The sequence below is a fragment of the Rossellomorea sp. NRS-1567 genome, assembly GCF_050467885.1.
GTDB lineage: Bacteria > Bacillota > Bacilli > Bacillales > Bacillaceae_B > Rossellomorea > Rossellomorea aquimaris_C.
In genome coordinates this window covers 21609-47707 of record NZ_JBITPL010000027.1, presented here as the reverse complement: position 1 = coordinate 47707, position 26099 = coordinate 21609, and the positions used below count along the sequence as shown (strand labels likewise).

Annotated in this window: 26 protein-coding genes; 25 read left to right on the top strand and 1 reads right to left on the bottom strand. The window is 41.3% G+C overall.

Annotated elements, in window-relative coordinates; all coding sequences use genetic code 11:
- Positions 1-72 precede the first annotated feature (72 nt).
- The 14 genes from metG to ACIFOD_RS19825 all read left to right on the top strand — a co-directional run bounded on the left by metG (position 73) and on the right by ACIFOD_RS19825 (position 14138).
- Positions 73-2031 (top strand): methionine--tRNA ligase, encoded by a 1959-nt coding sequence (metG, locus tag ACIFOD_RS19890; RefSeq protein ID WP_430315991.1) that lies wholly within the window; start codon positions 73-75, stop codon positions 2029-2031.
- 328 nt (positions 2032-2359) lie between these two features.
- Positions 2360-3127, top strand: a complete 768-nt coding sequence (locus ACIFOD_RS19885; protein WP_113971030.1) for a TatD family hydrolase — start codon at positions 2360-2362, stop codon at positions 3125-3127.
- A 250-nt stretch (positions 3128-3377) separates the two neighbouring features.
- On the top strand, positions 3378-4610 hold the full coding sequence (locus ACIFOD_RS19880) for a G5 and 3D domain-containing protein (protein ID WP_258549730.1): 1233 nt from the start codon (positions 3378-3380) through the stop codon (positions 4608-4610).
- A gap of 118 nt (positions 4611-4728) precedes the next feature.
- On the top strand, positions 4729-5289 hold the full coding sequence (gene rnmV, locus ACIFOD_RS19875) for a ribonuclease M5 (protein WP_113971031.1): 561 nt from the start codon (positions 4729-4731) through the stop codon (positions 5287-5289).
- Positions 5282-6160: a 16S rRNA (adenine(1518)-N(6)/adenine(1519)-N(6))-dimethyltransferase RsmA gene (gene rsmA / locus ACIFOD_RS19870; protein ID WP_430315990.1), complete on the top strand. Its 879-nt coding sequence runs from the start codon at positions 5282-5284 to the stop codon at positions 6158-6160. The genes rnmV and rsmA overlap by 8 nt, the downstream gene beginning before the upstream one ends.
- Positions 6161-6405: 245 nt before the next feature.
- Complete coding sequence (gene yabG / locus ACIFOD_RS19865) at positions 6406-7284, top strand: sporulation peptidase YabG (RefSeq protein WP_397554538.1); 879 nt, start codon at positions 6406-6408, stop codon at positions 7282-7284.
- Positions 7285-7733: 449 nt separating this feature from the next.
- A complete protein-coding gene (veg, locus tag ACIFOD_RS19860; protein WP_032085220.1) occupies positions 7734-8003 on the top strand; it encodes a biofilm formation stimulator Veg in 270 nt (89 codons plus the stop codon).
- Between the two features lie 127 nt (positions 8004-8130).
- The gene (locus tag ACIFOD_RS19855; RefSeq protein ID WP_397554537.1) at positions 8131-8313 is read left to right on the top strand and encodes a small, acid-soluble spore protein, alpha/beta type; all 183 of its coding nucleotides are present in this window, start codon (positions 8131-8133) and stop codon (positions 8311-8313) included.
- Between the two features lie 243 nt (positions 8314-8556).
- Entirely contained in the window at positions 8557-9411 is an 855-nt protein-coding gene (gene ispE / locus ACIFOD_RS19850) for a 4-(cytidine 5'-diphospho)-2-C-methyl-D-erythritol kinase (RefSeq protein ID WP_113971036.1), read from the top strand.
- 71 nt (positions 9412-9482) lie between these two features.
- A complete protein-coding gene (gene purR, locus ACIFOD_RS19845; RefSeq protein ID WP_397554536.1) occupies positions 9483-10319 on the top strand; it encodes a pur operon repressor in 837 nt (278 codons plus the stop codon).
- Positions 10320-10334: 15 nt separating this feature from the next.
- Positions 10335-10709 (top strand): RidA family protein, encoded by a 375-nt coding sequence (locus tag ACIFOD_RS19840; RefSeq protein WP_044340630.1) that lies wholly within the window; start codon positions 10335-10337, stop codon positions 10707-10709.
- A 171-nt stretch (positions 10710-10880) separates the two neighbouring features.
- Positions 10881-11174 (top strand): septation regulator SpoVG, encoded by a 294-nt coding sequence (spoVG, locus tag ACIFOD_RS19835; RefSeq protein WP_032085215.1) that lies wholly within the window; start codon positions 10881-10883, stop codon positions 11172-11174.
- A 617-nt stretch (positions 11175-11791) separates the two neighbouring features.
- Positions 11792-13165, top strand: a complete 1374-nt coding sequence (gene glmU / locus ACIFOD_RS19830) for a bifunctional UDP-N-acetylglucosamine diphosphorylase/glucosamine-1-phosphate N-acetyltransferase GlmU (protein WP_397554534.1) — start codon at positions 11792-11794, stop codon at positions 13163-13165.
- Between the two features lie 13 nt (positions 13166-13178).
- Positions 13179-14138 carry a ribose-phosphate diphosphokinase gene (locus ACIFOD_RS19825; RefSeq protein ID WP_430315989.1) on the top strand — a complete coding sequence of 320 codons (960 nt, stop codon included), beginning with the start codon at positions 13179-13181 and terminating at the stop codon, positions 14136-14138.
- 403 nt (positions 14139-14541) lie between these two features.
- Here the strand turns inward: ACIFOD_RS19825 and ACIFOD_RS19820 are convergent, their stop codons facing one another.
- Entirely contained in the window at positions 14542-14733 is a 192-nt protein-coding gene (locus ACIFOD_RS19820) for a hypothetical protein (RefSeq protein WP_430315988.1), read from the bottom strand.
- A 132-nt stretch (positions 14734-14865) separates the two neighbouring features.
- Here ACIFOD_RS19820 and ACIFOD_RS19815 point away from each other — a divergent pair, with 132 nt between their 5' ends.
- The 11 genes from ACIFOD_RS19815 to ACIFOD_RS19765 all read left to right on the top strand — a co-directional run bounded on the left by ACIFOD_RS19815 (position 14866) and on the right by ACIFOD_RS19765 (position 26028).
- Positions 14866-15519: a 50S ribosomal protein L25/general stress protein Ctc gene (locus ACIFOD_RS19815; protein WP_397554532.1), complete on the top strand. Its 654-nt coding sequence runs from the start codon at positions 14866-14868 to the stop codon at positions 15517-15519.
- An 84-nt stretch (positions 15520-15603) separates the two neighbouring features.
- Positions 15604-16161: an aminoacyl-tRNA hydrolase gene (gene pth, locus ACIFOD_RS19810; protein WP_148971312.1), complete on the top strand. Its 558-nt coding sequence runs from the start codon at positions 15604-15606 to the stop codon at positions 16159-16161.
- 129 nt (positions 16162-16290) lie between these two features.
- Complete coding sequence (locus ACIFOD_RS19805) at positions 16291-16521, top strand: anti-sigma-F factor Fin family protein (protein ID WP_430315987.1); 231 nt, start codon at positions 16291-16293, stop codon at positions 16519-16521.
- A gap of 81 nt (positions 16522-16602) precedes the next feature.
- Positions 16603-20133: a transcription-repair coupling factor gene (gene mfd, locus ACIFOD_RS19800; RefSeq protein WP_430315986.1), complete on the top strand. Its 3531-nt coding sequence runs from the start codon at positions 16603-16605 to the stop codon at positions 20131-20133.
- A gap of 311 nt (positions 20134-20444) precedes the next feature.
- Complete coding sequence (gene spoVT / locus ACIFOD_RS19795; protein WP_397554529.1) at positions 20445-20981, top strand: stage V sporulation protein T; 537 nt, start codon at positions 20445-20447, stop codon at positions 20979-20981.
- 178 nt (positions 20982-21159) lie between these two features.
- A complete protein-coding gene (locus ACIFOD_RS19790; protein WP_430315985.1) occupies positions 21160-22779 on the top strand; it encodes a putative polysaccharide biosynthesis protein in 1620 nt (539 codons plus the stop codon).
- Between the two features lie 13 nt (positions 22780-22792).
- Positions 22793-24253, top strand: a complete 1461-nt coding sequence (gene mazG, locus ACIFOD_RS19785) for a nucleoside triphosphate pyrophosphohydrolase (RefSeq protein WP_430315984.1) — start codon at positions 22793-22795, stop codon at positions 24251-24253.
- Between the two features lie 22 nt (positions 24254-24275).
- Entirely contained in the window at positions 24276-24545 is a 270-nt protein-coding gene (locus ACIFOD_RS19780) for an RNA-binding S4 domain-containing protein (RefSeq protein WP_113971068.1), read from the top strand.
- A 97-nt stretch (positions 24546-24642) separates the two neighbouring features.
- The gene (gene yabP / locus ACIFOD_RS19775) at positions 24643-24945 is read left to right on the top strand and encodes a sporulation protein YabP (RefSeq protein ID WP_044340620.1); all 303 of its coding nucleotides are present in this window, start codon (positions 24643-24645) and stop codon (positions 24943-24945) included.
- Entirely contained in the window at positions 24942-25595 is a 654-nt protein-coding gene (gene yabQ / locus ACIFOD_RS19770) for a spore cortex biosynthesis protein YabQ (protein ID WP_430315983.1), read from the top strand. The genes yabP and yabQ overlap by 4 nt, the downstream gene beginning before the upstream one ends.
- Positions 25596-25638: 43 nt before the next feature.
- Positions 25639-26028, top strand: a complete 390-nt coding sequence (locus tag ACIFOD_RS19765) for an FtsB family cell division protein (RefSeq protein WP_113971049.1) — start codon at positions 25639-25641, stop codon at positions 26026-26028.
- Positions 26029-26099: the final 71 nt, after the last annotated feature.

Genomic DNA, 26099 nt, shown 5'->3' with positions numbered 1-26099 from the left:
TATGCCACTATAAACCATACGGAGGCCCCTATGGCTTTATGGGGGTAGATAAAAAAAGAGGAGGAACAGAAAGTGGAAGAAAAGTTGAACACCTTCTATATTACAACACCGATTTATTATCCAAGTGGAAATTTACATATTGGACATGCATACACCACGGTTGCTGGTGATGCGATGGCCCGTTATAAGAGAATGCGTGGATTCGACGTCATGTACCTGACAGGAACGGACGAGCATGGACAGAAAATTCAACGTAAAGCTCAGGAAGAAGGAATTACTCCTCAAGCATATGTAGACGGAATCGTTAGTGGAATTAAAGATCTTTGGGGGAAATTGGATATTTCATATGATGATTTTATCCGTACGACAGAGAAGCGCCATAAGGATATCGTGGAAAAAATCTTCCATCAGCTTGTGGAACAAGGAGATATTTACTTGGACCAGTATGAAGGCTGGTATTGTACACCGTGTGAATCCTTCTTTACTGAGCGTCAATTAGAAAACGGCAACTGTCCTGATTGCGGCAGAACCGTTGAAAAAGTGAAGGAAGAATCGTACTTCTTCAAAATGAGCAAATACGCTGACCGCCTTCTTGCTTATTATGAAGAAAACCCAGAATTCATTCAGCCTGAGTCCAGAAAGAATGAGATGGTGAATAACTTCATTAAGCCTGGTTTAGAAGACTTGGCCGTTTCAAGAACAACCTTTGACTGGGGAGTGAAAGTACCGGGAGATCCCAAGCATGTCATTTACGTGTGGATCGATGCCCTTTCCAACTATATTACAGCTCTGGGCTACGGCAGTGAAAAAGATACAAATTACTTAAAGTACTGGCCTGCGGATGTTCACTTGGTCGGAAAGGAAATCGTTCGTTTCCATACGATTTATTGGCCGATCATGTTAATGGCTTTAGATCTTCCGCTTCCTAAGAAGGTTTTCGCTCATGGATGGCTTCTGATGAAAGACGGAAAAATGTCAAAATCAAAAGGGAATGTAGTCGATCCTGTCACCCTTATTGATCGTTACGGTCTTGATTCTCTTCGTTACTATCTGTTAAGAGAAGTGCCATTCGGTTCTGATGGTGTCTTTACGCCTGAAGGATTTGTTGAACGCATCAACTTCGACTTAGCCAATGACTTAGGTAACCTGTTAAATCGTACAGTGGCCATGATCAATAAATATTTTGATGGGGTCATTCCAACATATGTTGATTTTAACGGTGAATTCGATCAGGCCCTCCTGGATGTGAACAAAGAAACAGTGAATAAATATGAAGAAGCAATGGAAAACATGGAGTTTTCTGTAGCTTTGTCCAGTCTATGGAAGTTAATCAGCCGCACGAATAAATACATTGATGAAACTCAGCCATGGGCCCTTGCTAAAGACGAAAGCAAAAAAGAAGAGCTTGGCAGTGTGATGAGTCATTTAGCTGAATCATTACGAAGAGTCGCTGTTCTTTTACAACCGTTCTTAACAAGAACTCCTAAGAAAATTTTTGAACAATTGAACCTTCATGATGAAAGAATGCACACATGGGAAAGCCTGGAGAGTTTCGGAGCTATTCCAGCAGGAACTGAAGTGGTGAAAAAAGGAGAACCGATTTTCCCGCGACTTGAACTTCAGGAAGAAGTAAACTTCATCAAAGAGAAAATGCAAGGGTCTGCTCCTGTTGTTGAAGAAAAGAAGGAGCCTGCTAAAGAAGAATCAGAGGAAATCGGAATCGATGATTTCATGAAAGTTGAGCTTCGAGTAGCGGAGGTCATTGGGGCTGAGCCAGTTAAAAAAGCGGATAAGCTTCTGAAGCTGCAATTGGATCTTGGCTTTGAAAAACGACAAGTTGTGTCAGGAATTGCTAAATTCTATCAGCCGGACGAACTGGTTGGGAAAAAAGTGATTTGTGTGACAAACTTGAAGCCGGTAAAACTGCGTGGAGAACTTTCACAAGGAATGATTCTTGCTGGTGAAGAAAATGGAACGCTGTCTCTTGCTTCCATCGACCAGTCTTTACCAAATGGAACAAAAGTTAAATAGGTAAGGTTTTTCATGCATTTGTCTACAAAGGGATGTTCCACGTGGAACATCCCTTTAGTATATTGAGATAAAGAATATTCGGGATGATAATCGTTATGTTAGTTATTTTTTCATCCCATTACTATATTGAGAAAACAATAATATAGAAAGAAACAGATTGTTATGGTTTTGTGGCTAAAATAGATAGAATGAAGAGTAACTGCGAATGGAACAGTATTAATAAAAAATATCCAAAGAAACCATAATATGTAATATGAATGTTACATGAATGTGATGCTTGTCATGCTTTTTTATATTAAACTTATCTTTATTACAAGGAGTGTCTTACATGCTATTTGATACACATGTTCATTTGAATGCTGAACAATTTGACGAAGATCTGGAGGAGGTAATTTCAAGAGCAAGAGAAGCTGGAGTTGAAAAGATGGTGGTCGTCGGCTTTGATCGTCCAACGATTAATCGGGCGATGGAGCTCATTGAGCAATATGAATTTTTATATGCCAGCATCGGTTGGCACCCAGTGGATGCAATTGATATGAAGGATGAAGATTTAGCTTGGATAGAAGAGCTTTCAAATCACCCTAAAGTAGTTGCCATAGGGGAAATGGGACTCGATTATCACTGGGATAAATCACCGAAAGATGTTCAAAAAGAAGTGTTTCGAAAACAAATTCATTTAGCTAAAAAGGTAAAACTCCCAATTATTATACACAACCGTGATGCCACACAAGATATAGTGGATATCTTAAGAGAAGAAGGAGCAGAGGAAGTTGGAGGGATCATGCATTGCTTCAGCGGAAGTCCTGAAATTGCTCAAGAATGTGTGGATATGAATTTCTACATTTCTCTGGGAGGTCCCGTAACCTTTAAAAATGCGAAAAAGCCAAAAGAAGTAGCAAAAGAAATTCCGTTGGAAAAGCTTCTGATCGAAACAGACTGTCCTTATCTAGCACCTCACCCGAACAGAGGGAAGCGAAATGAACCTGCATATGTGAAGCTGGTAGCAGAACAGATTGCGGAGCTTAAGGAAGTATCATTAGAAGAAGTAGAGAACATAACAACCGAAAATGCAAAAAAGTTATTCAACATAAACTGACATCAGATATTGTCGAGAATTGAGAGAGCTTGTCCTAATAGCAAGTGAAAACAAAAAGTTCTACATAGGTTTCTGCTTTCATAGGATAATCATGTCGATAACTCTCTCTTTTCTTTTTCTCTTCTTTTATGCATAATATGGTTTGTGTTCCCTGGGTTTCAATATTTTGCTAGATTAAGTTAAAAGAAGTAAGGGTTGACAGTCACTGGATTACTCTATATAATCACTCCGAGAAAAGGGGGCGTTTTTCATGAAGTTTAAAACCATGAAAAGCCTGTTTTCCAAGTCTTTGAGTCGAAGGAAATGGATTGTTACAATCGGAACATTGGTAACATCCGCAGCTGTATTTGGAATTCTTTTTTATGAAGGATCCAAAAACACTGTGGCATTGACCTTAGACGGCGAGCAAAAAGAGATTAGGACGCATGCGAATACAATTCAAGATATATTAAAAGAATTAGAGATTTCAACCCGCTCACAAGACTATTTGTACCCTTCTGGGAATACGAAGGTCTCAAATAACATGAACATTGTTTGGGAACCGGCAAAACAGGTAGAAGTAGTAGTAGGGGATCAGACGAAGAAGGTCTGGACGACTGCTGATACAGTAAAAGAGTTACTCTCTGAAAATGAAATTAAAGTAGGAGAACATGATAAGGTCAAACCCGGCTTATCAGAAAAAGTAACAGGGGACATGAACGTAAAGATTGATCCCGCATTTTCACTTAAGCTTGTGAACGGCGGAAAAGAACAAAAGGTATGGTCTACTTCGACTACGGTCGCTGACTTTTTAAAGCAACAAGGAATTACACTTAAAGATGCAGACCGTGTTGAACCAAGTTTAGACAAAGTTGTTAAAGCAAATGATGTCGTAAATGTCGTTCGAGTTGAAAAAGTCACCGATGTAGTGGAAGAGACAAAGGATTTCACCGTTATTTCCAAGAAGGATTCCGATCTTTCAAAAGGAAAAGAGAAGGTCGTTCAGGAAGGTAAAAACGGCTTGGTTGAAAAGAAATTTGAAGTTGTGAAAGAAAACGGCAAAGAGGTTTCCAGAAAATTAGTTAGTGAAAAAGTAGTGAAAGAAAGCCAGGATAAAATCATTAATGTCGGAACAAAGGTTTTAGTGGCTCAAGTTTCACGTGGAAGTTCATCATCTAATTCATCTGCAACAGCGTCAGCTGCTCCAAGTGGAGGAAGAGAGTTTTATGTGAGCTCTACAGCTTACACTGCATCATGTAACGGATGCTCAGGTTATACAGCTACAGGACTCAACCTGAAATCAAATCCGAATGTTAAAGTGATCGCAGTAGACCCTTCTGTTATTCCTTTAGGAACAAAGGTATATGTAGAAGGCTATGGCTATGCCGTAGCTGCAGATACGGGTGGAGCAATCAAGGGGAACAAAATTGATGTATTCTTCCCGTCTAAATCAGATGCCTATCGTTGGGGAAGAAAAACAATAAAAGTAAAAATATTAAACTAAGAGCAGGGGTGTTCTCCTGCTTTTTTTATTTATCGGTGAAAACCGTTATAATAGCTTTAGGTCTTCAATGATTAGACGAAAATGAAAGCAGAAATGTTTCAACTTTATTGGAGGAATTATGAAAATTAAAGAAATCATCGTAGTGGAAGGAAAGGATGATACGGTAGCCATTCAACGTGCTGTCAATGCAGATACGATTGAAACGAATGGTTCTGCTGTGTCTCCGGCTACTATAGAAAAAATAAAACACGCCCAGGAAAAAAGAGGCGTAATCATCTTTACCGATCCGGACTACCCGGGTGAACGTATCAGGAAGATTGTAAGTGATGCGGTACCGGGTTGTAAGCACGCCTTTGTACATAAGAAGGATGCGCTGCCCAAGTCAGGCAGAGGGATAGGTGTAGAACATGCTTCACCAGATATCATAAGAGAGTCTTTAAGAGAGGCTCATGTACTGGATGTTGAGCAGGAAGAGGTCATTTCGAAAGAGGATCTGATTGATGCTGGTTTAATTGGCAGTTCCCAGGCGAAAGATCGAAGAATTGCTCTTGGTGAGAAGCTTAGAATCGGATACACTAATGGAAAACAGCTGCACAAACGATTAAGGATGTTCAATATTCAAAAAGAAGAGTTTAAGAAAGCTTTAATGGAAATTATTCAGGAGGAAGAAAATGCATAAAGATATTGCCACCCCGATACGCACGAAAGAGATATTAAGTAAGTATGGTTTCTCGTTTAAAAAGAGCCTTGGTCAAAACTTTTTGATTGACCCCAATATCCTCAGGAATATAACGGAATACGCAGGGTTATCCGAGAAAACCGCAGCCATTGAGATTGGACCTGGAATCGGTGCGTTAACAGAACATCTTGCGCGTACCTCGGGAAAGGTCGTCGCATTTGAAATCGATCAGCGACTCATTCCTATTCTGGATGATACATTATCCCCTTACAAAAACGTTAAAATCATCAATGAAGATATTTTAGAGGCGGATGTAGAAGCCATTATTAATAATGAGTTTGAAGGGTTCGAAGATATTATGGTAGTGGCCAATCTCCCTTATTACGTCACAACACCTATCATTCTTAAGCTGTTGATGGAGGGTCTTCCAATCAGGGGAATCTGTGTCATGCTTCAAAAAGAAGTAGGGGACCGTATTTCAGCTAAGCCCGGAACAAAAGCGTACGGATCTCTTTCGATTGCCATCCAGTACTATACAGTGGCCGAGATGGTCATGACTGTCCCGAAAACGGTCTTTATGCCGCAGCCGAATGTAGACTCAGCCGTCATCCGTCTAACGAAGCGTGAGAAGCCTCCTGTCGAGGTGATCAGCGAAGACTTCTTCTTTATCATTACACGCTCGTCTTTTGCTCAAAGAAGAAAGACCATCCTGAACAATTTAAGCAGTCAGCTTCCTCAAGGAAAGGAAAAGAAAGACATAATCCTTGAGGCCTTATCTGCAGCCGGGATTGAACCCACACGCCGTGGTGAGACACTGTCGATACAGGAATTCGGCAGGTTGAGTGATGCGCTATACCCGAACTTCAATTAAAGCTTGGATAGATGGCTAAACGTGAAAGTGCGTTTAGCCATTTTTTTATTTTACCGTGTACTCCGCAGGGAACTCCCATTTTATTGACACCGAATATTAGAGGGTTGCATAGGTTATCACAGGGAATATTTACTTAATTAAGGATAAGGAACGTGTTGAGAAGGATATGACAAACGTTGATCCTCCTCGGCTTATTTATTTCCTTTTTTGATTTAACGAATGTTTAGCCCACGGGAGTGACTGATGTGAATATCGAAATCAATGATGTCGTAGGTCGCCTTTCATATCAATGTGATATTTTATTCAGGGTAATAGATATCCGCATGATAGATGGCCAAAAAACGGCAGTACTGTATGGTGAAGATTTTCGATTAATAGCGGATGCTCCTTTTCATGATTTGAAGAAGATGGACCCTAGAGAGCAGGAACGTATTACACAGGAGTTTCGTTCAAAAGAGGAACAATCTCTTGACCTATTTCGTCAGGATATAGAGCTTCTGAAGTATAAGCAGGAATATAGGGTAACGAATGCTTATCGAGACGATTATAACTATTTCCAGGTTCCAGGGAAAGTGCTTCATCTTGATGGAGATCCCAGCTATTTAAGAAAGTGTCTAGATCTTTATGAAAAAATTGGTGTCCCGGTAAAAGGTGTTCACTGCAGCGAGACAGAGATGCCTGAACAGATTGGGGCCCTTATCGATAAATATAGACCGAATATTATTGTTTTGACCGGTCACGATGCCTATTCCAAGGCGAAAGGGACCAAAGCTGATATTAACGCCTATCGACATTCTAAATATTTTGTTCAGGCAGTGCGGGAAGCACGCAGCAAATCTCCACACCTGGATCAGTTAGTGATTTTTGCAGGTGCTTGTCAATCCCACTTTGAATCCCTGATCCATGCTGGAGCCAATTTTGCCAGCTCCCCGTCCAGAGTCAATATTCATGCATTGGACCCCGTGTATATCGTGGCTAAGATTTGTTTTACGGGGTTTAAGGATTCGGTTAATGTGTGGGACGTCATCCGCAATACGTTAACAGGGGACAAAGGGCTTGGGGGAATCGAGACGAAGGGTGTCCTTCGTACAGGGATGCCATATAAAATTTCAGAAGAAGAATAGGGAATGTTCGACAAAAATCAAACAGACCTTACAATTTACTGCGTGAATTGTAAGGTCTGTTTGGTGTTTAGATGTATAGACTAGTAAGGTGGGTCTTTTAGTGGTTTTTAGGTTTTATGCTTGTCGGGCCTGACCAAGCCGCCTCCGCTTTTATTGTTATCCAGCTCCGGCGGCTAGTCCCTCGAGGTCATAAGTCAAGGGTACCAAAAAGGCAAAGAACGCCTTTCCGGTACCCTCGCCTTATGCTTGTCGGGCCTGACCCAGCCGCCTCCGCTTTTATTGTTTACATAATTTCTCAATGTATGGGGAATGTTAGGTGTGTAGAAAAAACGTACTTTTTGTTGAATAAAATATATTGACAGGTGTTCCTTGTTCTTGTTAAAATAATAAATTTATTTGACTAAAATTACATAATGTGTTATATTTAATTATAGTGAGGTGGAAGCGAAATGCCAAAAACATTAGCCGACATTAAAAGATCCCTTGATTCTAATCTTGGGAAACGTTTAATGCTTAAAGCAAACGGTGGACGTCGAAAAACAATTGAGCGTTCAGGTGTTCTAGCCGAAACGTATCCTTCTGTATTCGTGGTTCAACTGGATCAAGAAGAGAATGCGTTCGAACGAGTTTCTTACAGCTATGCAGATGTTCTCACTGAGACAGTTCAATTAACATTTTATGATGAAGCAACAGGAAATATCATCTTTAGCCAGCAGTAGACAATCGTTTGCTGCTTTTTTATTTGTCCAATTTTCAGGAAGTACATAAATAGAGGATTCCCCTTTTGTTATGTTTTGTCCTTTTGTACACATACTAAATGTGTGGTACATCTAAAGGAGGTAGACGATGAGCAGAAGAAGAGGAATCATGTCTGATCAATTAAAAGAAGAAATCGCTCAGGAATTGGGATTCTATGATGTTGTTCAGAAGGATGGTTGGGGTGGAATCACGTCACGAGATGCAGGTAATATGGTGAAGCGCGCAGTTGAGCGCGCAAGTCAGCAATTATCTGATAATCGTCCTCACTAACTCTTTTCACGCATACAGGATTACATCTTTTATCAGTACCATATACAGGACCATATACAGGGTCGCCTTAAAAGTGTAGTGCTTTTCAGGTGGCCCTTGTTTTAATAAAGACAAGACAATCTTTCCTATCAGTACTTAACGTGATAAAATAACATACTTGTATGAGTATGTTTAGAAGTTAACACTCTCGATAATAAGTGTATGATACAATATAACAAAGAGTATTGGTAAGAAGGTGATGATATGAGGTTATTAGTGAAGGCGCCGGCAAAAATTAACCTATCACTTGATGTTTTACATAAACGTTCAGATGGTTACCATGAAGTTGAGATGGTTATGACTACAATTGATTTAGCAGATAGAATTGAGCTTACGAATCTTTCTGATGATACGATTAAGATTCTCTCGCATAATCGATTTGTACCGGACGATGGAAGAAATCTTGCCTATCAGGCTGCACAGCTTTTAAAGACCAGGTTGAATATCAAAAAAGGGGTAGCCATATCCATTGATAAAGTGATACCTGTAGCAGCAGGATTAGCAGGCGGAAGCAGTGACGCAGCAGCAACCTTAAAAGGGTTAAATCGATTATGGGATTTAGGTCTCAGTATGGATGAACTGGCAGAGCTTGGTTCCGAAATTGGTTCAGATGTATCTTTCTGTGTTTACGGGGGGACAGCTTTAGCATCAGGGAGAGGCGAGAAAATCAAACATCTTCCCGCCCCACCTAATTGTTGGGTCATATTAGCAAAACCAACAATAGGGGTTTCGACAGCCGATGTTTATAAAAATTTGGATTTGAAAAACATTACACATCCGAATACAAACGCCATGGTTTCAGCTTTAGAACATGGAAATTATCATGATATATGCTCCAATCTTGGGAATGTGCTTGAATCGGTCACATTGGATATGCACCCTGAAGTGGCTCAAATCAAGGACCAAATGGAGCGTTTTGGTGCCGATGCTGTTCTAATGAGCGGAAGTGGGCCGACGGTATATGGATTAGTGCAATATGAATCAAGACTTCATCGAATCTATAATGGTTTAAGAGGTTTTTGTGATCAAGTGTTCGCTGTGCGCATGCTGGGAGATTAAGAGCTCTTGCCGAAATCCGTATATTAGTGATATATTTACATTATAATATTCGGATTTAGGAGGTTTCTTTGGTGAAGTTTAAGCGTAGTGAACGATTAATTGATATGACGCATTATTTATTAGAACGCCCCCACCAACTTGTTCCTTTAACTTTTTTCTCTGAACGGTATGGTTCTGCAAAGTCTTCCATCAGTGAGGACTTGACGATAGTAAAGGAAACATTTGAAGGACGGGGCGTGGGGACAGTTCAAACAGTTCCCGGGGCAGCCGGTGGAGTGAAGTATGTTCCAAAGGTAAACAGTCAGGAAGCGAAAGAAATGATAGATGAGCTTTGTGTTCATCTGGAAAGCTCAGATCGTTTATTACCAGGCGGATACCTTTACATGACCGATTTGCTCGGTAACCCTCAACTTATGAAAAGTGTCGGGAAATTACTGGCGTCTGCTTTTGCTGAGAAAGATATAGATGTCATCATGACAGTAGCGACAAAAGGGATACCGATTGCAAATGCCATTGCTTCATACTTAAATGTTCCAGTGGTCATCGTTAGACGGGATAGTCGTGTAACAGAGGGATCAACTGTGAGCATTAATTATGTCTCCGGCTCATCGAAGAGAATCCAATCCATGGTTCTTTCCAAGAGAAGTTTGAAGGAAGGGTCTAAAGTATTGGTTGTCGATGATTTCATGAAAGCAGGGGGAACCATCAACGGTATGAAGAATTTACTGGAAGAGTTCTCGGCTACTTTATCCGGAATAGGCGTTTTAGTTGAATCCAATAGTATCGATGGTCGACTAGTGGATGATTATGTTTCATTGTTAAGATTGTCTGATGTGAATGAAAAAGATAAACAGATTTCATTGACGGAAGGAAATTATTTTCAATCAAATTTAAGATTTCTACCATAAAGGGAGGCATTTAATATGCGTGTAGTTTCTACAAAGCAAGCACCAGCAGCAATTGGTCCATACTCTCAGGGGATTGTCGTAAATAATTTATTTTACAGTTCAGGTCAAATCCCTCTGACGGCAGAAGGTACTATGGTAGAAGGGGATGTGGCGGAACAGACGCATCAGGTGTTCCGTAATCTTCAAGCCGTACTATCGGAAGCCGGAGCGTCTTTGGAAACAGTCGTGAAAGCAACTGTATTCATTAAGGATATGAATGACTTTGGTACGATTAATGAAGTGTATGGGGAATATTTTAGTAACCATAAGCCGGCTCGTTCTTGTGTAGAGGTAGCCCGCTTACCTAAAGATGCCTTAGTTGAGATCGAAGTAATCGCACTCGTGAAGTAAAATTCACGGGTTTTTTTTTGTGTCAAAAAAGAAGTGTAGTTCAAATGAAATAGATGAAAGGATATAAAAAATAAAACTTTTCAAAAAGTTTTACAATTTAAGAAGGAATATGTAAATAATTCGTTGAATACATAGAGTAGATTTCATCTAGGGAAAAAGGTGGTGAACAGAATGGAAGTAACAGACGTAAGATTACGCCGAGTAAACACCGATGGTCGCATGAGAGCTATCGCATCTATTACGCTGGATAATGAATTTGTTGTTCATGACATTCGCGTTATTGATGGGAACAATGGCTTATTTGTAGCGATGCCAAGCAAGCGAACTCCAGATGGGGAATTTCGTGATATTGCTCACCCAATTAATTCAGGTACTCGCGGCAAGATCCAAGATGCCGTCTTAGCTGAGTATCACCGTCTAGGTGAGCTAGAAGAAGTTGAGTTAGAAGAAGCTGGGGCTTCCTAATTAGATCTATAACATCAAGAGCCTACTTTTGTAAGGCTCTTTTTTTTGTCTTTAGAGCCGGTCGTTTAAAAGTGGCAATTCATACGTTTTTTGTATACCCCGATTTTTAGAGAGATGAAACCTATAATTATTATTTTTTTTATTCTAAGGGGAAAGAAAATTCGACATATTGTTTGAATATATGAAAACACCCTGGAAAACCGGGAGAGCGCCTTTCAGGGTTACTCGTCTTATGCTTGTCGCCTCTGGGCAAAGCCCCTCCGCTTTTCTATATGTCCAGCTCCAGGGGCTTGGGGCTCGAGGTCATAAGCCAAGTAACCCAAAAAGGCAAAGGGCGCCTTTCCGGGTTACTCGTCTTATGCTTGTCGCCCCAGGGCGAGCCCCTTCCGCTTTTCTATGTGTCCAGCTCCGGCGGCTAGTCCCTCGAGGTCATAAGCTAAATTGACCAAAAAGGCAAAGGGCGCCTTTCCGGTCAATTCATCTTATGCTTGTCGGGCCTGAGCAAGCCGCCTCCGCTTTTCTGATGACAAATATATGTACTTTTGTGTGAATCCTTGAAATGATAAAGTTTTTAGGATATATTCGTTATGGATAAAAAGGTTATTGGAGGACCAAAAATGACAAATCGATATGCCGTTATATTAGCTGCCGGGCAAGGTACGAGAATGAAGTCGAAGCTTTACAAAGTTCTTCATCCTGTGTGTGGCAAGCCGATGGTGGAACATGTGGTCGACCAAATTTCTACACTTCATATAGAAAAGACTGTCACAATCATCGGTCACGGTGCTGAACTTGTGAAGTCGCATTTAGAAGGCAAGAGTGATTTTGCCCTTCAGGCTGAGCAATTGGGTACCGCTCATGCTGTTATGCAGTCTGAAGATGTGTTAGGTGATTTAGAAGGTACTACTTTAGTGGTATGTGGTGATACACCGCTCATTAAAGGGGAAACGATGGAAGCGTTAGTGAAGCATCATGAAGGACAAGGTGCGAAAGCGACCATCTTGACTGGTCACACTGAATCTCCTGATGGATACGGACGCATCATCCGTAACCAAGAAGGCTTGGTGGAACGCATTGTTGAACATAAGGATGCAACTGATGAAGAGCTAAGCGTGAAAGAAATCAATACCGGAACATATTGTTTTGATAATAAAGCGTTATTCGATGCCCTGAAAAAGGTTTCGAATGATAACGTACAAGGCGAGTATTATTTACCGGATGTAATTGAGATTCTTCAGTCTGAAGGTGAAATCGTGAGTGCGTACCAAACAAGTGACTTTGATGAGACATTGGGTGTGAACGACCGTGTCGCGCTTTCTCAAGCAGAGATCACGATGAAAAAGCGCATCAATGAATACCATATGCGCAATGGTGTAACGATAAAGGATCCAAACAATACGTATATTGATGCCGGTGTAACGATTGGCAGAGATACGGTAATCCTTCCGGGTACGGTTCTTACTGGCAACACTATAATCGGTGAAGAAGCTATGATAGGACCAAATTCTGAGGTGAAGGATTGTCGGATCGGTGACCGAACAGTTGTGAAGCAATCAGTAACTCATGACAGCTCGATCGGCTCGGATGTTCATATTGGGCCATTTGCTCACATTCGTCCGGATTCTACTATTGAAGATGAAGTGAAGATTGGTAACTTCGTTGAAATTAAGAAGGCTTCGTTCGGTAAAGCGAGTAAAGCATCCCACTTAAGCTACATTGGAGATGCAGAGGTTGGAAGTGACGTCAACATTGGATGTGGATCGATCACGGTGAACTATGATGGAAAGAATAAGCACCTGACAAAGATTGAAGATGGTGTATTTGTAGGCTGTAATTCAAATCTGGTCGCGCCTGTTAAAGTTGGAAAAGGTGCCTACATTGCTGCTGGTTCTACGATTACCGAGGATGTTCCAGGAGAATCTCTTTCGATTGCAAGAGCTCGTCAGGTAAATAAAGAAAACTACGTTCAAAATCTAAATCATAAGAAATAATTGGAGGTCCACAATGCCAAACTCTTATATTAATTCCAAATTAAAAATTTTCTCCCTTAATTCAAACTACCATCTTGCAAAGGAAATTGCGGATGAAGTAGGAGTTGAATTAGGGAAATCTTCTGTTAAGCGTTTTAGTGACGGTGAAATCCAGATTAACATTGAAGAAAGTATCCGTGGTTGTGATGTATTCGTTATTCAGTCTACTTGTCAGCCTGTAAACGAAAACCTGATGGAGCTTCTTATTATGGTAGATGCGTTAAAACGTGCATCTGCAAAAACGATTAACATAGTAATGCCTTATTATGGTTATGCCCGTCAGGACCGTAAAGCGAGAGCGCGTGAACCTATCACGGCTAAATTAGTGGCAAACCTGTTGGAAACAGCCGGTGCTACCCGCGTAATCACACTGGACCTGCATGCTCCTCAAATTCAAGGTTTCTTTGATATCCTGATCGATCACCTGATGGGTGTTCCTATCTTAGCGGATTACTTTGAAGAAAGAGGATTCAATAACGAAGACCTTGTCATCGTATCCCCGGACCACGGAGGAGTGACAAGAGCCCGTAAGCTTGCGGAACGCCTGAAAGCGCCGATTGCCATCATAGATAAACGCCGTCCGAAACCGAACGTTGCAGAGGTCATGAACATCGTTGGTAATATTGATGGTAAAATCGCCATATTAATCGATGATATCATTGATACTGCAGGTACGATCACGCTGGCTGCCAATGCGTTGGTAGAAAACGGTGCGAAAGAAGTATTCGCGTGCTGTACGCATCCTGTTCTTTCAGGTCCTGCGATTGAGCGAATCGAGAACTCGAATATTAAAGAGCTGGTTGTGACGAACTCTATTCCATTAAGCGAAGAGAAAATGATCGGTAAAGTGAAGTCGCTGTCAGTGGCTCCACTAATTAGCGAAGCCATCATCCGTGTCTATGAACAAAAATCTGTCAGCACGCTTTTTGATTAAGAATTAATATTTGTAGTTTGTGCATATGAAGAAGAGCCTGCCATTATTTGAGACAGGCTCTTCTTTTTGTTTGTTTTTTTAACATATGATCTGCCAATGCTCTGTCAATAAGTGTGTGCTGGATGGAGAGGGGAACTGCTCCGCTTTCCGCGGACGTTCGGCCGAGCCTCCTCAGCTTCGCTTCCGGGGTCTCGGCACGACCGTACTTCCGCAGGAGTCTGCGCAGTTCCCCTCACCATCTTTAACAGTATTTTCATGACAGAGCTTCAAGGTGTGCAAGAAAACAATGTAACTAGAAAAAAATCATCCTTCTTCCTTAAAATGAAATTCAATCTCTACTTACCTTAAATGAGATTGTTTGCTAATATTCTTGTTATTATTGATTTCCGTTAAGGATACATGCTCAGAAAGTTGATTGGAGCGGAAGGATGCTCGACTCCTGCGGGAATAGCTGGACAGGTGAGACCCCGGAGGCTTGCCGAGGAGGCTCACCGCCAGCCCCGCGGAAAGCGAGCATCCTGGAGCGGAAATCAACTACTACTTTCTTTTCTAAATCAACAAACTTTACGAAAATAGCTTTTCTTAAAACGCCCATCTGACAACATTCCTTTAGCACCCTTCCCGTCATAAATTGATTTTTCTATGTTTATTTCAAATCACATTAGGGTAATTACTATATATAGAACTTTAACTAACATAAAAGATTAGGGAAGGTGTTGGATTAGACATGGCAACTGAATTAAAAGCAAATAAGAGAAAAGATTTCAAACGCTCTTCATTAACAAAGCTGAGACACGAGGGGAATATTCCTGGAGTCGTGTACGGCTACAAAGCAGATAATACATCGATTATGGTAGATGCTATTACGTTTATCAAAACGATTCGTGAAGTAGGGAGAAACGGTATTATTTCCTTAAATGTGGATGGCAATAAACAAAATGTCATTTTAAGTGACTATCAGCAGGATCACTTGAAGGATGCCGTTACCCACGTAGATTTCCTTGCTGTGAATATGTCGGAGGAAATTGATGCGGATGTTCGTATCGACCTTGTAGGAGAAGCGGCAGGAGTGAAGGACGGTGGCGTACTACAGCAGCCGTTGCATGAGGTTTCTGTTACAGCTAAACCTAATAATATACCGGAATCAATTGAAGTCGATATTGTAGATCTTCAAGTTGGAGAAACGGTAACGATCGGTGATATCCGCGATAAATACAGTGTCACTCTTAATGAAGAGGACGACCGTACAATTGCTTCCATTCTGGCTCCTCGACAAGAAGAAGAAATTGACAGCGGTGAAGAGCAGGAAGCTGGTACTCCTGAGAATGAAGAAGGAAGAGAATCAGAGGCCAGTGAAGAAAGTGAATCAAAGGAAGAATAAAAATCAATATTTTTTGGCGTAACCTTTTGCAGGTTGCGCTTTTTACGTTATTCTAGAGGTATAAGGTCAGAAGAGGTGTTAGACATGAAGTTAATCGTTGGATTAGGAAACCCGGGATCACAGTATGAGAAAACACGTCATAATATCGGGTTTGTTATTATAGATGCTTTAGCAGATCGACTGGGGGTTTCATTGAACCAGTCAAAGTTCAAAGGGGTATACGGGACCTACCATTATAAAGGGGAAAAAATCGTTTTATTAAAGCCGCTTACCTATATGAATTTGTCTGGGGAAAGCATTGTTCCGCTAATGGATTATTTTAATATTGAAGATGAGGATTTGCTGGTCATTTATGATGATTTGGATTTACCTGTAGGAAAGATAAGGTTGAGGCAAAAGGGAAGTGCCGGCGGGCATAATGGCATAAAATCAACCATCGCTCATTTGGGCTCTCAGAACTTCAATCGTCTTAGAATTGGAATTGATCGACCTGTAAACGGTATGAGTGTCCCGGATTATGTTCTTGGAAGGTTTAGTAAGGAAGATCAAGGAGAGTTGGATAAAGTCATCTCTGCCAGTGTGGAAGCATGTGAAACATGGTTTGATAAACCTTTCCTCGAAGTGATGAATAAATTTAACTAAAGAATTCATATACTACATTTTCAGGGACTGAAAAATCCCGGCGACCTTCCATCATTCCTGTGGAAAGTTGAATAACTCCCCTCTATCAGGTTCATACTAAATGTATAAATGTGTATGGAGGGAAATGGTATGGCGATCCATTATCAGTGTCGACATTGCGGTACAAATGTTGGAACACTTTCAAACGTATCTGTCCATTCAGAGCAGCTCGGGATTCATACGCTGTCAGATGAAGAACGGTTACACATGGTTCAGTATCAGGACAACGGAGATATTCAGGTGAAGACCATCTGTGAAGATTGTCAGGAGAGTCTGGAGAGATACCCTGATTATCATCAATTAGATCATATCATTCAGTAAGAACGCTTTGGTGGAGAACCAAAGCATTTTTCTGTTTACTGTTGAGATATATAGAAAGATCCAAAGGGGAGGAGCGTACACTTGAAAGGTATTTTAAAACAGGTTCACCAAAGTGAAGAAATTCAGTCCATCATCGCTGGAGTGGAGGAGCAATTATCAGAACAACTTGTCTCAGGATTGTCTGGCTCATCCCGAACAGCTTATATAGCGGATGTATATTTACAAACGAATAAATCCACCATAGTGGTTACGCATAATTTGTTTCAAGCCCAGAAAGTCTATGACGATCTCATTCAGTTTCTGTCGGAGGATGAAGTATATTTATATTCTGCTAATGAGTTAATCGCAGCCGAATTAAGTGTGGCGAGTCCTGAACTGAGAGCTCAACGTATCGAAGTGTTGAATAAGCTTTCTCACAATCACTCGGGTGTATATATTGTTCCTGTCGCAGGATTAAGAAAGATCCTTCCTCCGAAATCCATGTGGGAAATGAATCAAATCCGTTTTAAAACGGGTGAAGATATCGATTTGGATGAAGTATTAAGTCAATTGGTTCAAATGGGCTATCAGAGGACGGGAATGGTCAGCACCCCTGGTGAATTCAGTCTTAGAGGGGGAATCGTTGATGTATTCCCGTTAACGTCGCAGAATCCTGTCCGAATTGAATTATTTGATACTGAAATTGATTCGATTCGCATCTTCTCTGTTGAGGACCAGCGTTCGATTGATAAACTTAACTCTATGGAAATAGGTCCTGCCACAGAGGTCTTATTGAATTATGAGAACATCGAAAGGCTCATCCGCGAAATTAATGCTGGACTTTCCTCCAGCTTAAAGAAGGTGAAAGCGGCAGCTGTAAAGGAAAAGATGACAGAGTACATAGGGCATGAAGTGGATCAGCTTGAAAACGGACAAGTTCCTGAGCAAATTTTCAAGTACTTATCCCTGGCGTATGATCATCCTAGTAGTTTGCTAGATTATTTACCTGAAGACGGGGTCATTTTCTTTGACGAATTCAGTCGTGTACAGGAAATGAGTGAGTCCCTTGAGAAAGAGGAAGCAGAGTGGTATACCTCGTTATTGCAAGAAGGACAGATCATCCATGAAGTACCGGTATCCCATGCGTTTTCCGAGTTGATTAGTAACACGAAGCTGCCAAAGGTGTATTTCTCTCTTTTCCTGCGACACATTCCAAATACAAGCCCTCAGAATATCTTTAATGTCTCTACAAAGCCCATGCAGAATTTCCATGGGCAGATGAATGTATTAAAGGCTGAACTGGACCGCTGGAAAAAAGGGAAATACACAGTTGTCTTATTGGGACCGGATGAAGAACGGGTTAAGAAACTTCAAAGGGTATTGGACGATTATGAAATTGAAATTGCCTTTGTGGAAGATGGAGATAAGCTGCTGCCGGGCACGATCCAAATGATCAACGGCAGCCTGACGAACGGATTTGAACTTCCCCTTCAGAAACTGGCCGTCATTACAGAAGAGGAACTTTTCAATAAGAAAACCCAAAAGAAGCCCAGAAGGCAAAAGCTTTCAAATGCTGAGAGAATCAAAAGCTATTCTGAGCTGAAGGTAGGGGACCATGTGGTTCATGTGAATCACGGGATCGGTAAATTCCTTGGGATTGAAACATTGGAGATCAATGGGGTCCACAAAGATTATCTCCATGTGAAATACCAGGGAAATGACAAGCTCTATGTTCCGGTTGATCAAATTGAACTTGTCCAAAAATATGTCGCCTCAGAGAACAAGGATCCAAAGCTTTATAAGTTAGGCGGAAGTGAATGGAAGAAGGTCAAGTCGAAGGTTCAGTCTTCTGTTCAGGATATAGCAGATGATCTCATTAAGCTCTATGCTGAACGGGAAGCGGCAAAGGGCTATGCATTTTCTCCCGATGGTGACATGCAAAGAGAGTTTGAAATGGTGTTTCCATACGAAGAAACCGATGACCAGCTGCGTTCTGTAAGTGAAATTAAGCACGATATGGAAAGAGAACGGCCGATGGACCGCTTATTATGTGGGGACGTAGGTTATGGAAAAACAGAAGTGGCCATACGGGCAGCCTTCAAAGCCATTGCCGATGGAAAGCAGGTCGCTATTCTCGTACCCACCACCATCCTTGCTCAGCAGCATTATGAAACGATCAAGGAACGTTTTCAAGACTTCCCGGTTGAAATCGGATTATTAAGTCGTTTCAGAACACGAAAGCAGCAGCAGGAAACGATGAAGGGTCTTAAGAACGGAACCGTTGATATCGTAGTGGGGACTCACCGCCTGCTATCTAAAGACATTCAATACAGGGACATAGGATTATTGATCATAGATGAAGAACAGCGATTTGGAGTCACTCACAAAGAAAAAATCAAACAATTAAAAACGAATATTGATGTGCTGACCCTAACGGCTACCCCGATTCCACGAACTCTTCATATGTCGATGCTTGGTGTACGGGATCTATCTGTCATTGAAACACCGCCGGAGAATCGATTCCCGGTTCAGACATATGTAATGGAATACAACGGTGCTCTGATCAAAGAGGCCATTGAAAGAGAAATGGCCAGGAACGGCCAGGTGTATTTCCTTTATAACCGAGTGGAGGATATTGAAAGAAAAGCGGATGAAATTTCCATGCTTGTGCCAGATGCGAGAATAGCCTACGCCCACGGGCAAATGAGTGAAAACGAGCTGGAAGCCGTAATCTTAAGCTTCCTTGCTGGTGAGTATGATGTACTGGTCACTACCACGATCATTGAAACAGGTGTGGATATCCCGAATGTGAACACATTGATTGTCTTTGATGCCGATCGGATGGGCTTATCTCAGCTCTATCAATTAAGAGGAAGGGTAGGACGTTCTAACAGGGTGGCCTATGCCTATTTCACCTACCGTAAAGATAAGGTGCTGACGGAAGTCGCCGAAAAACGATTGCAAGCGATAAAAGAATTTACTGAGCTCGGTTCCGGGTTCAAGATTGCCATGCGTGACCTGACGATCCGTGGAGCAGGGAATCTTCTGGGAGCGCAGCAGCACGGCTTTATTGATTCTGTCGGATTTGACTTGTACTCTCAAATGCTGAAAGAAGCCATCGAAGAGCGAAAAGGAGATCTGCCGAAGCAGCCGGAGTCGAGCTTTGAAGTGGATATCGAAATCGATGCCTATATTCCGGATGATTATATTAAAGATGGACATCAAAAGATCGAAATGTATAAACGATTCCGCTCCCTCTCTTCGCTTCCTGAAATCGAAGAGCTGGAAGAAGAGATCCTTGACCGTTTTGGGGAGTATCCAGAGGAAGTCGGCTATCTATTCTTAATCTCTGAAATGAAAATATACGCCAAAAATACAAAGCTTGAGTCCATCAAGCAGGATAAGAAATCAGTGAACATCTTCATGTCGCCGGAAGGAACGGCACAGATCGATGGATCCAAGGTCTTTAACCTATGCAACAAACACGGCCGGGCTGTGGGCCTCGGAATGGAAGGCTCTAAGCTTAAAATATCCATCAATACCTCACGCTTGGAATCATCCAAGTGGTTTAATATAGCCTATGACATCATCAAGCACTTAGATGAAGCGTTAAAAGTAGAAGAAAACGCATAATAATGATAAGGACTTCGTCACATTCATCAGATGAAATACGGAAATTCTTACCTTCGTTATAATAATGTAACCAAAATGTAAACGCGCTGATTGTTTTACTTTACTATGATAAGGGTATTAGTATTTATGCAGCTGCCAACAATGGAAAAAGATACCTGCATTAGAATTTTAGTGAAATTACAGAAAAAATAACTGAATGTGTATAGAACTTCTAAGTTGTAAGATACTAAACTCAACAATGGTAAAGTATTCAATAACAAGTTGGTACATTGCCAAATAAAAATCATCTGATGAAAGTGAGGCAACTATAGATGAAAGCAACTGGTATTGTTCGTCGTATTGATGATTTAGGGCGTGTCGTCATTCCGAAAGAAATTCGTAGAACATTAAGGATTCGCGAGGGAGATCCCCTGGAAATCTTCGTCGATCGTGACGGAGAAGTCATCTTAAAGAAATACTCCCCAATAAGTGAACTTGGTGACTTTGCTAAGGAATACGGCGAAGCATTATACGACAGCCTGGGAAGCGCTGTGTTAATTTGTGATCGAGATGCTGTAATCGCCATCTCCGGCGCTTCAAAGAAAGAATATTTAAATAAGAACATCAGTGAACTGCTTGAGAAAGTAATGGATGACCGTACGTCTCTATTACACACTCAACAAGGACAAGCTGAGCTTGTCGATGGACACGGTGAAGATCTGGCTTCCTATACGATAGCCCCGATAGTCGCAAATGGTGACCCGATTGGTGCCGTTGCGATCTTCTCGAAGGAACGTACAGTAGGCGAAGTGGAACAAAAGGCAGTAGAAACGGCAGCTGGCTTTTTAGCAAGACAAATGGAGTCATAACCTAAAGGAGCGGCACTTAGCCGCTCTTCTTTTTTGTTTTTGGCCTGATAAACGAAGCTGTTCAACGAAAACAGGCAGCTATTTATGGTAAAATGACCATACATAAACGAATTTTTTCTCTGCCTGATCAGACTCAAAGAGCATTGAAAAAAGTGGTACAGAAAGGCAGGAAAACTGGTTGAGTAAGAAGTACTCTTCCAACCAATTTTTGAAAGGGGCAATGGTATTAACGGTTGCCGCACTAGTGACGAAGATATTAAGTGCAGTATATCGGGTGCCGTTTCAAAATATTGTTGGGGATATTGGTTTTTATATCTATCAGCAGGTGTATCCTTTTTACGGAATTGCCATTGCACTATCCACCTATGGATTCCCTGTGATCATCTCGAAGTTAGTAGCCGAGAAATTAGAAAATGAAGATGAAGAAGGAGCGAAGAAAGTAGCCGTCACCTCCTTCATGTTTCTATGTATCGTTGGATTAAGCTGGTTTCTAATCGTGTACTTTGGAGCAGGGGTGATTGCCCGCTGGATGGGGGATCCACTCCTGAAACCGTTGATTCAAGTCATTTCTTTATCCTTCCTGTTGTTAGCTCCCCTTTCTGTTCTGAGAGGTTACTATCAAGGAAAGGAAGATATGGTGCCCACCGCTGTTTCACAGGTGACAGAGCAAACGATAAGAGTGGCGACGATTCTTGTATTTTCAACCATTTTGGTTTCTCAAGGATATTCCCTGTATATGGCGGGGAACGGAGCGCTATTCGGTTCGATAACCGGTGGACTGGGAGGCTTGTTGGTTTTACTTTTCATAGTGACTGCACGTAGGGAAAGACTGTTTTCGCGCAAGTCCCTGAGGTTGTCCCCTGAGTATTTACACATTTGGTCACGGTTATTAATGAACGGAACAGCCATTTGTGTAAGTGCCATGCTGCTGGTCCTTCTTCAGTTTGTGGATTCCATGAATGTATATTCTCTCCTGACCTCATCAGGTATGGATACGGAGTCAGGGAAAACGTGGAAAGGAATTTATGACCGGGGTCAGCCCTTTGTCCAGCTCGGGACAGTAGTGGCCACCTCCATTTCCCTCACCATCGTACCATTGGTGACAAGTGCCTACTTGAAAAAGAAAGAAAATTTGATAAGGAAGTACAGTCAGTTATCCCTTAAAATCAGTATTACCATCGGATTTGCAGCTACATTGGGAATCATCAATATCATGGTTCCTACCAATACGATGTTATTCGAAAATGCATTGGGCTCAAAGGTGATCGCCGTTTTCTGTCTTTCCATTTTCTTTAGCTGTCTGATTCTTACGTTTGCAGGCATTTTCCAAGGGATCGGTAAGATTTATTACCCGGCATTCTGTATTTTGATAGGCATTCTCTTAAAGTATTTCGGCAACGCCTATCTCATTCCCGTCATGGGTATCATGGGAGCGTCCATCGCGACGGTCGTATCTTTAACCGTTATTACCGGTATGATGATCTTGAAGCTAAGGAGATTATTCCCTATCCGGTTTTTCCCTTTTTCTTTCTATAAAACCTTATTGCTGAGCGGTGCAGCCATGACCATCGTGTTACAGGGTTTCCTGCAGATTTATGATACACTTTTAAACAATGGAATGCCTGAACGAGAGCTTTCTGTCTTTTTTTCTTTAGGAGGAGCCTGCCTCGGTGCCCTCATCTTTCTGATTGTATTATTAAGAGGAAATGTCCTCTCCAGAGAAGAAATGGGTTTCTTGCCGTTTGGTAGTAAATGGGTAAGGCTGATGAATATCATACAACCAATGAATAAAAAGTAGCGAGGAGATCAATATGCATACAATAACAATTGTGGGTTTAGGTGCAGGGGACATCGAACAGCTCCCATTAGGAGTGTACCGATTACTAAAGAATAGCTCACATCTATACTTACGTACGAAGGAACATCCAGTCGTAAAGGATTTAATGGCAGAAGGAGTAGAGTTTCAATCCTTCGATGCTGTATATGAAAAGCATGATCAGTTCGACCACGTGTATGAAGAGATTGTATGTGAGCTGGTTAGGGAATCTGAAAAGCATTCAATCGTCTATGCCGTTCCGGGTCATCCGTTAGTGGCTGAAAAGGCAGTTCAAATGCTTCTGGACCTTCAGGAAGAAGGAAAGATTCAAGTGTCGATAGGTGGGGGGCAAAGCTTCATTGATGCTCTTTTCGCTTCTGTCGGAGCGGATCCGATCGATGGCTTTCAGCTATTGGATGGTACGAATTTAAAGCTTCACGATATTCATATGAATCAACAACTCATCATCGGACAGGTGTATGATGCCTTTATCGCTTCTGAGGTGAAGATTACCCTGATGGAGCTCTATCCATATGATTATGAAGTCATGCTTGTCACAGCGGCTGGCAGCAAGGAAGAGAAGGTGGATAGAATCCCGCTGGTTGAACTTGATCGTGTGGCCCACCTCAGTAATTTAACAAGCCTGTACGTTCCGGCTGTGAAAGAAAGGGCATCCACGTATAAACAATATGCAACATTAAGAGAGATCATCTCGACATTAAGGGGACCGAATGGGTGTCCTTGGGATAAAGAGCAAACGCATCATTCCCTCAAGAAATACTTACTCGAAGAAACGTACGAGTTACTGGAAGCCATCGAGGAAGATGATATTGATCATATGATTGAAGAGCTGGGGGATGTCCTGCTCCAGGTCATGCTTCATGCCCAAATAGGTGAGGATGAAGGTATGTTCACCATGGAGGAAGTGATTGAAAGCCTTGCTTCCAAAATGGTCCGGAGACACCCTCATGTATTCGGTTCGGTTCAAGTAGAAAATACGGAACAAGTGAAAGCGAACTGGGATGAAATCAAGAAGCAGGAAAAGCAGGATGAACATGAACCGATGCTTAAGAACGTTGCCAAAGGAATGCCGGCTCTCATGAAGGCATACGAATACCAGAAGAAAGCCGCAAAAGTAGGCTTTGATTGGCCAGACCCACTAGGTGCCTGGGAAAAAGTATGGGAAGAATTAAAGGAATTTGAAAACGAGGTCGAGAATAATAGTGAAAAAGATATCAAAAAAGAATTTGGAGATATTTTATTCGCACTTATCAATGTGGCCAGATTCTATAAGATCTTTCCAGAGGAAGCCCTGTCTATGACCAATACAAAATTTTACCGCCGCTTTTCTTTTGTGGAGGAACAGGTTTTGAAAACGGGGAAGAGCTTTGAGGATTTCACTCTAGAAGAATTAGACCAATTTTGGAACGAAGCCAAAAAGATGAATATCGAATAAGGGGAAATGAATAATGGTATCCATGAGATTAGATAAATTTTTAAAGGTATCAAGGCTGATTAAAAGAAGAACGATGGCTAAAGAAATTGCCGACCAGGGCCGTATAACAGTGAATGGGCTGCAAGCAAAAGCGAGCTCTAACGTGAAGGTTGGAGACGAATTAAGCGTGAGGTTTGGTCAAAAGATTATGAGGGTAAAGATAGAAAGGCTTCTTGAAACAACCAAAAAAGAAGAAGCGAGTGGACTTTATTCCGTCCTTTCAGAAGAAAGGGTTCGAGAAGAAACGGAATAAGGATTACATAGTAAGAGGCTCTATTTTGGTTCTATTTTTCTCCCGAAATCATAAACATAGTTACAAAGCTTGTACTATGGGAATGTGAGGGATGGATATGAATCAATATTATGATGGAAACAAAGATAAAACGACTTTTCAAGAACATGACGTCATGATGAGGGGCCGCAAGCTTCTCGATATCACGGGTGTCAAACAGGTGGAAAGCTTCGATAATGAAGAGTTTCTACTCGAAACCGTAATGGGGTTTTTGTCTGTCAGAGGTCAAAATCTACAAATGAAAAATCTGGACGTGGACAAAGGCATCGTCTCCATTAAAGGAAAGGTGTTTGATCTCGTTTACCTGGATGAACAAAATGGGGAGAAGGCTAAAGGCTTCTTTAGCAAGCTGTTTCGATGACACTCTCAACCCAGTTCTACACCATGCTCTCCATGATCGGAATGGGAGCTTTATTTGGTGCGACATTAGACACGTACAATCGGTTCTTAAACCGATCTGAAAGAAAACGGTGGCTTGTATTCATAAACGATATTATGTTTTGGGTATTACAAGCCCTATCGATTTTTTATATTTTATTTGTCGTCAATTTTGGTGAAATCCGTTTTTATATTTTCATTGCTTTGCTGTGTGGATTCGCTGGTTATCAGGCCCTCATCAAGCAGCTTTATCTCGCCTTTTTGGAACGGGTGATCTTATTTTTTATCTCCCTTTATAATTTTGGTGTGAAAATGGTAAAAAAATTAATTTATTCACCGATAAAATGGATCATTGTGCTTCTCATTACCATGGTTTTATCTATAGGAAAAGGGCTCTTATCCGTCATAATATTCCTGTTAAAGGTGATCTGGAAGGTGTTACAATGGGCGATTAAGCTCGTAACGGCTCCAATATGGTGGATATTGAAGGGTATTTGGAATTTATTGCCGAAAAATCTTACAAAAAGAGTCGAGAAGTTATATAATAAAGTGGCAGGAATTTTTAAAGCATATATCAAAAAAGTATATAGAGTGGTAGAAAAGTTCAAAAAGAAACCTAAAGACAAAGAATAGGGCTTAAGGCTTTGCCACTCCATATTGTAAAGGAGGTTTGGGAATGAGAAAAAACGTGACACCAATGGAAAATGAATATGTTCGTCATCAGGAGCATATGCATCATTCGTCTTCTAAGAGAAAAAAGCGTTTGGTCCGTCGATTAGCAGTATTTTTAATTTTAGTATTGGCAATTAGTGGATTTTTAATTTCGACTCTCATTTCCAGAGCCCAGGTTTTAGAAGATAAACGTACTGAAAAAGCACAATTAGAAAAAAAGTTAGAACATCTAAAAGATAAGCAAACCGCGTTGGAAGAAGAGATTGTGAAGCTTAACGACGATGAATATATAGCCAAACTGGCGCGCCGGGATTACTTTTTATCAGACGAAGGTGAAATTATTTTCAACATACCTGAACCAGATAAAGAGAAAGAAGAAGAGGTGTCTTATTGACACTCTTTTTTTAAATTGGCTATAATATATAGTAAGGTTTATCTTTTATCATTTTAAGGAGGAGCATTTCT

Bases quoted from the DNA above. Each gene is read 5' to 3' on its own strand.
- mazG (WP_430315984.1), top strand. From the start codon at position 22,793: ATGCATACAATAACAATTGTGGGTTTAGGTGCAGGGGACATCGAACAG.
- veg (WP_032085220.1), top strand. From the start codon at position 7,734: ATGCCAAAAACATTAGCCGACATTAAAAGATCCCTTGATTCTAATCTT.
- ACIFOD_RS19765 (WP_113971049.1), top strand. From the start codon at position 25,639: ATGAGAAAAAACGTGACACCAATGGAAAATGAATATGTTCGTCATCAG.
- spoVT (WP_397554529.1), top strand. From the start codon at position 20,445: ATGAAAGCAACTGGTATTGTTCGTCGTATTGATGATTTAGGGCGTGTC.
- ACIFOD_RS19825 (WP_430315989.1), top strand. From the start codon at position 13,179: ATGCCAAACTCTTATATTAATTCCAAATTAAAAATTTTCTCCCTTAAT.
- ACIFOD_RS19880 (WP_258549730.1), top strand. From the start codon at position 3,378: ATGAAGTTTAAAACCATGAAAAGCCTGTTTTCCAAGTCTTTGAGTCGA.
- ACIFOD_RS19820 (WP_430315988.1), bottom strand. From the start codon at position 14,733: ATGGGCGTTTTAAGAAAAGCTATTTTCGTAAAGTTTGTTGATTTAGAA.
- yabP (WP_044340620.1), top strand. From the start codon at position 24,643: ATGAATCAATATTATGATGGAAACAAAGATAAAACGACTTTTCAAGAA.
- ACIFOD_RS19855 (WP_397554537.1), top strand. From the start codon at position 8,131: ATGAGCAGAAGAAGAGGAATCATGTCTGATCAATTAAAAGAAGAAATC.
- spoVG (WP_032085215.1), top strand. From the start codon at position 10,881: ATGGAAGTAACAGACGTAAGATTACGCCGAGTAAACACCGATGGTCGC.
- ACIFOD_RS19840 (WP_044340630.1), top strand. From the start codon at position 10,335: ATGCGTGTAGTTTCTACAAAGCAAGCACCAGCAGCAATTGGTCCATAC.
- ispE (WP_113971036.1), top strand. From the start codon at position 8,557: ATGAGGTTATTAGTGAAGGCGCCGGCAAAAATTAACCTATCACTTGAT.
- rsmA (WP_430315990.1), top strand. From the start codon at position 5,282: ATGCATAAAGATATTGCCACCCCGATACGCACGAAAGAGATATTAAGT.
- yabQ (WP_430315983.1), top strand. From the start codon at position 24,942: ATGACACTCTCAACCCAGTTCTACACCATGCTCTCCATGATCGGAATG.
- pth (WP_148971312.1), top strand. From the start codon at position 15,604: ATGAAGTTAATCGTTGGATTAGGAAACCCGGGATCACAGTATGAGAAA.
- ACIFOD_RS19780 (WP_113971068.1), top strand. From the start codon at position 24,276: ATGAGATTAGATAAATTTTTAAAGGTATCAAGGCTGATTAAAAGAAGA.
- ACIFOD_RS19885 (WP_113971030.1), top strand. From the start codon at position 2,360: ATGCTATTTGATACACATGTTCATTTGAATGCTGAACAATTTGACGAA.
- ACIFOD_RS19815 (WP_397554532.1), top strand. From the start codon at position 14,866: ATGGCAACTGAATTAAAAGCAAATAAGAGAAAAGATTTCAAACGCTCT.
- glmU (WP_397554534.1), top strand. From the start codon at position 11,792: ATGACAAATCGATATGCCGTTATATTAGCTGCCGGGCAAGGTACGAGA.
- ACIFOD_RS19805 (WP_430315987.1), top strand. From the start codon at position 16,291: ATGGCGATCCATTATCAGTGTCGACATTGCGGTACAAATGTTGGAACA.
- rnmV (WP_113971031.1), top strand. From the start codon at position 4,729: ATGAAAATTAAAGAAATCATCGTAGTGGAAGGAAAGGATGATACGGTA.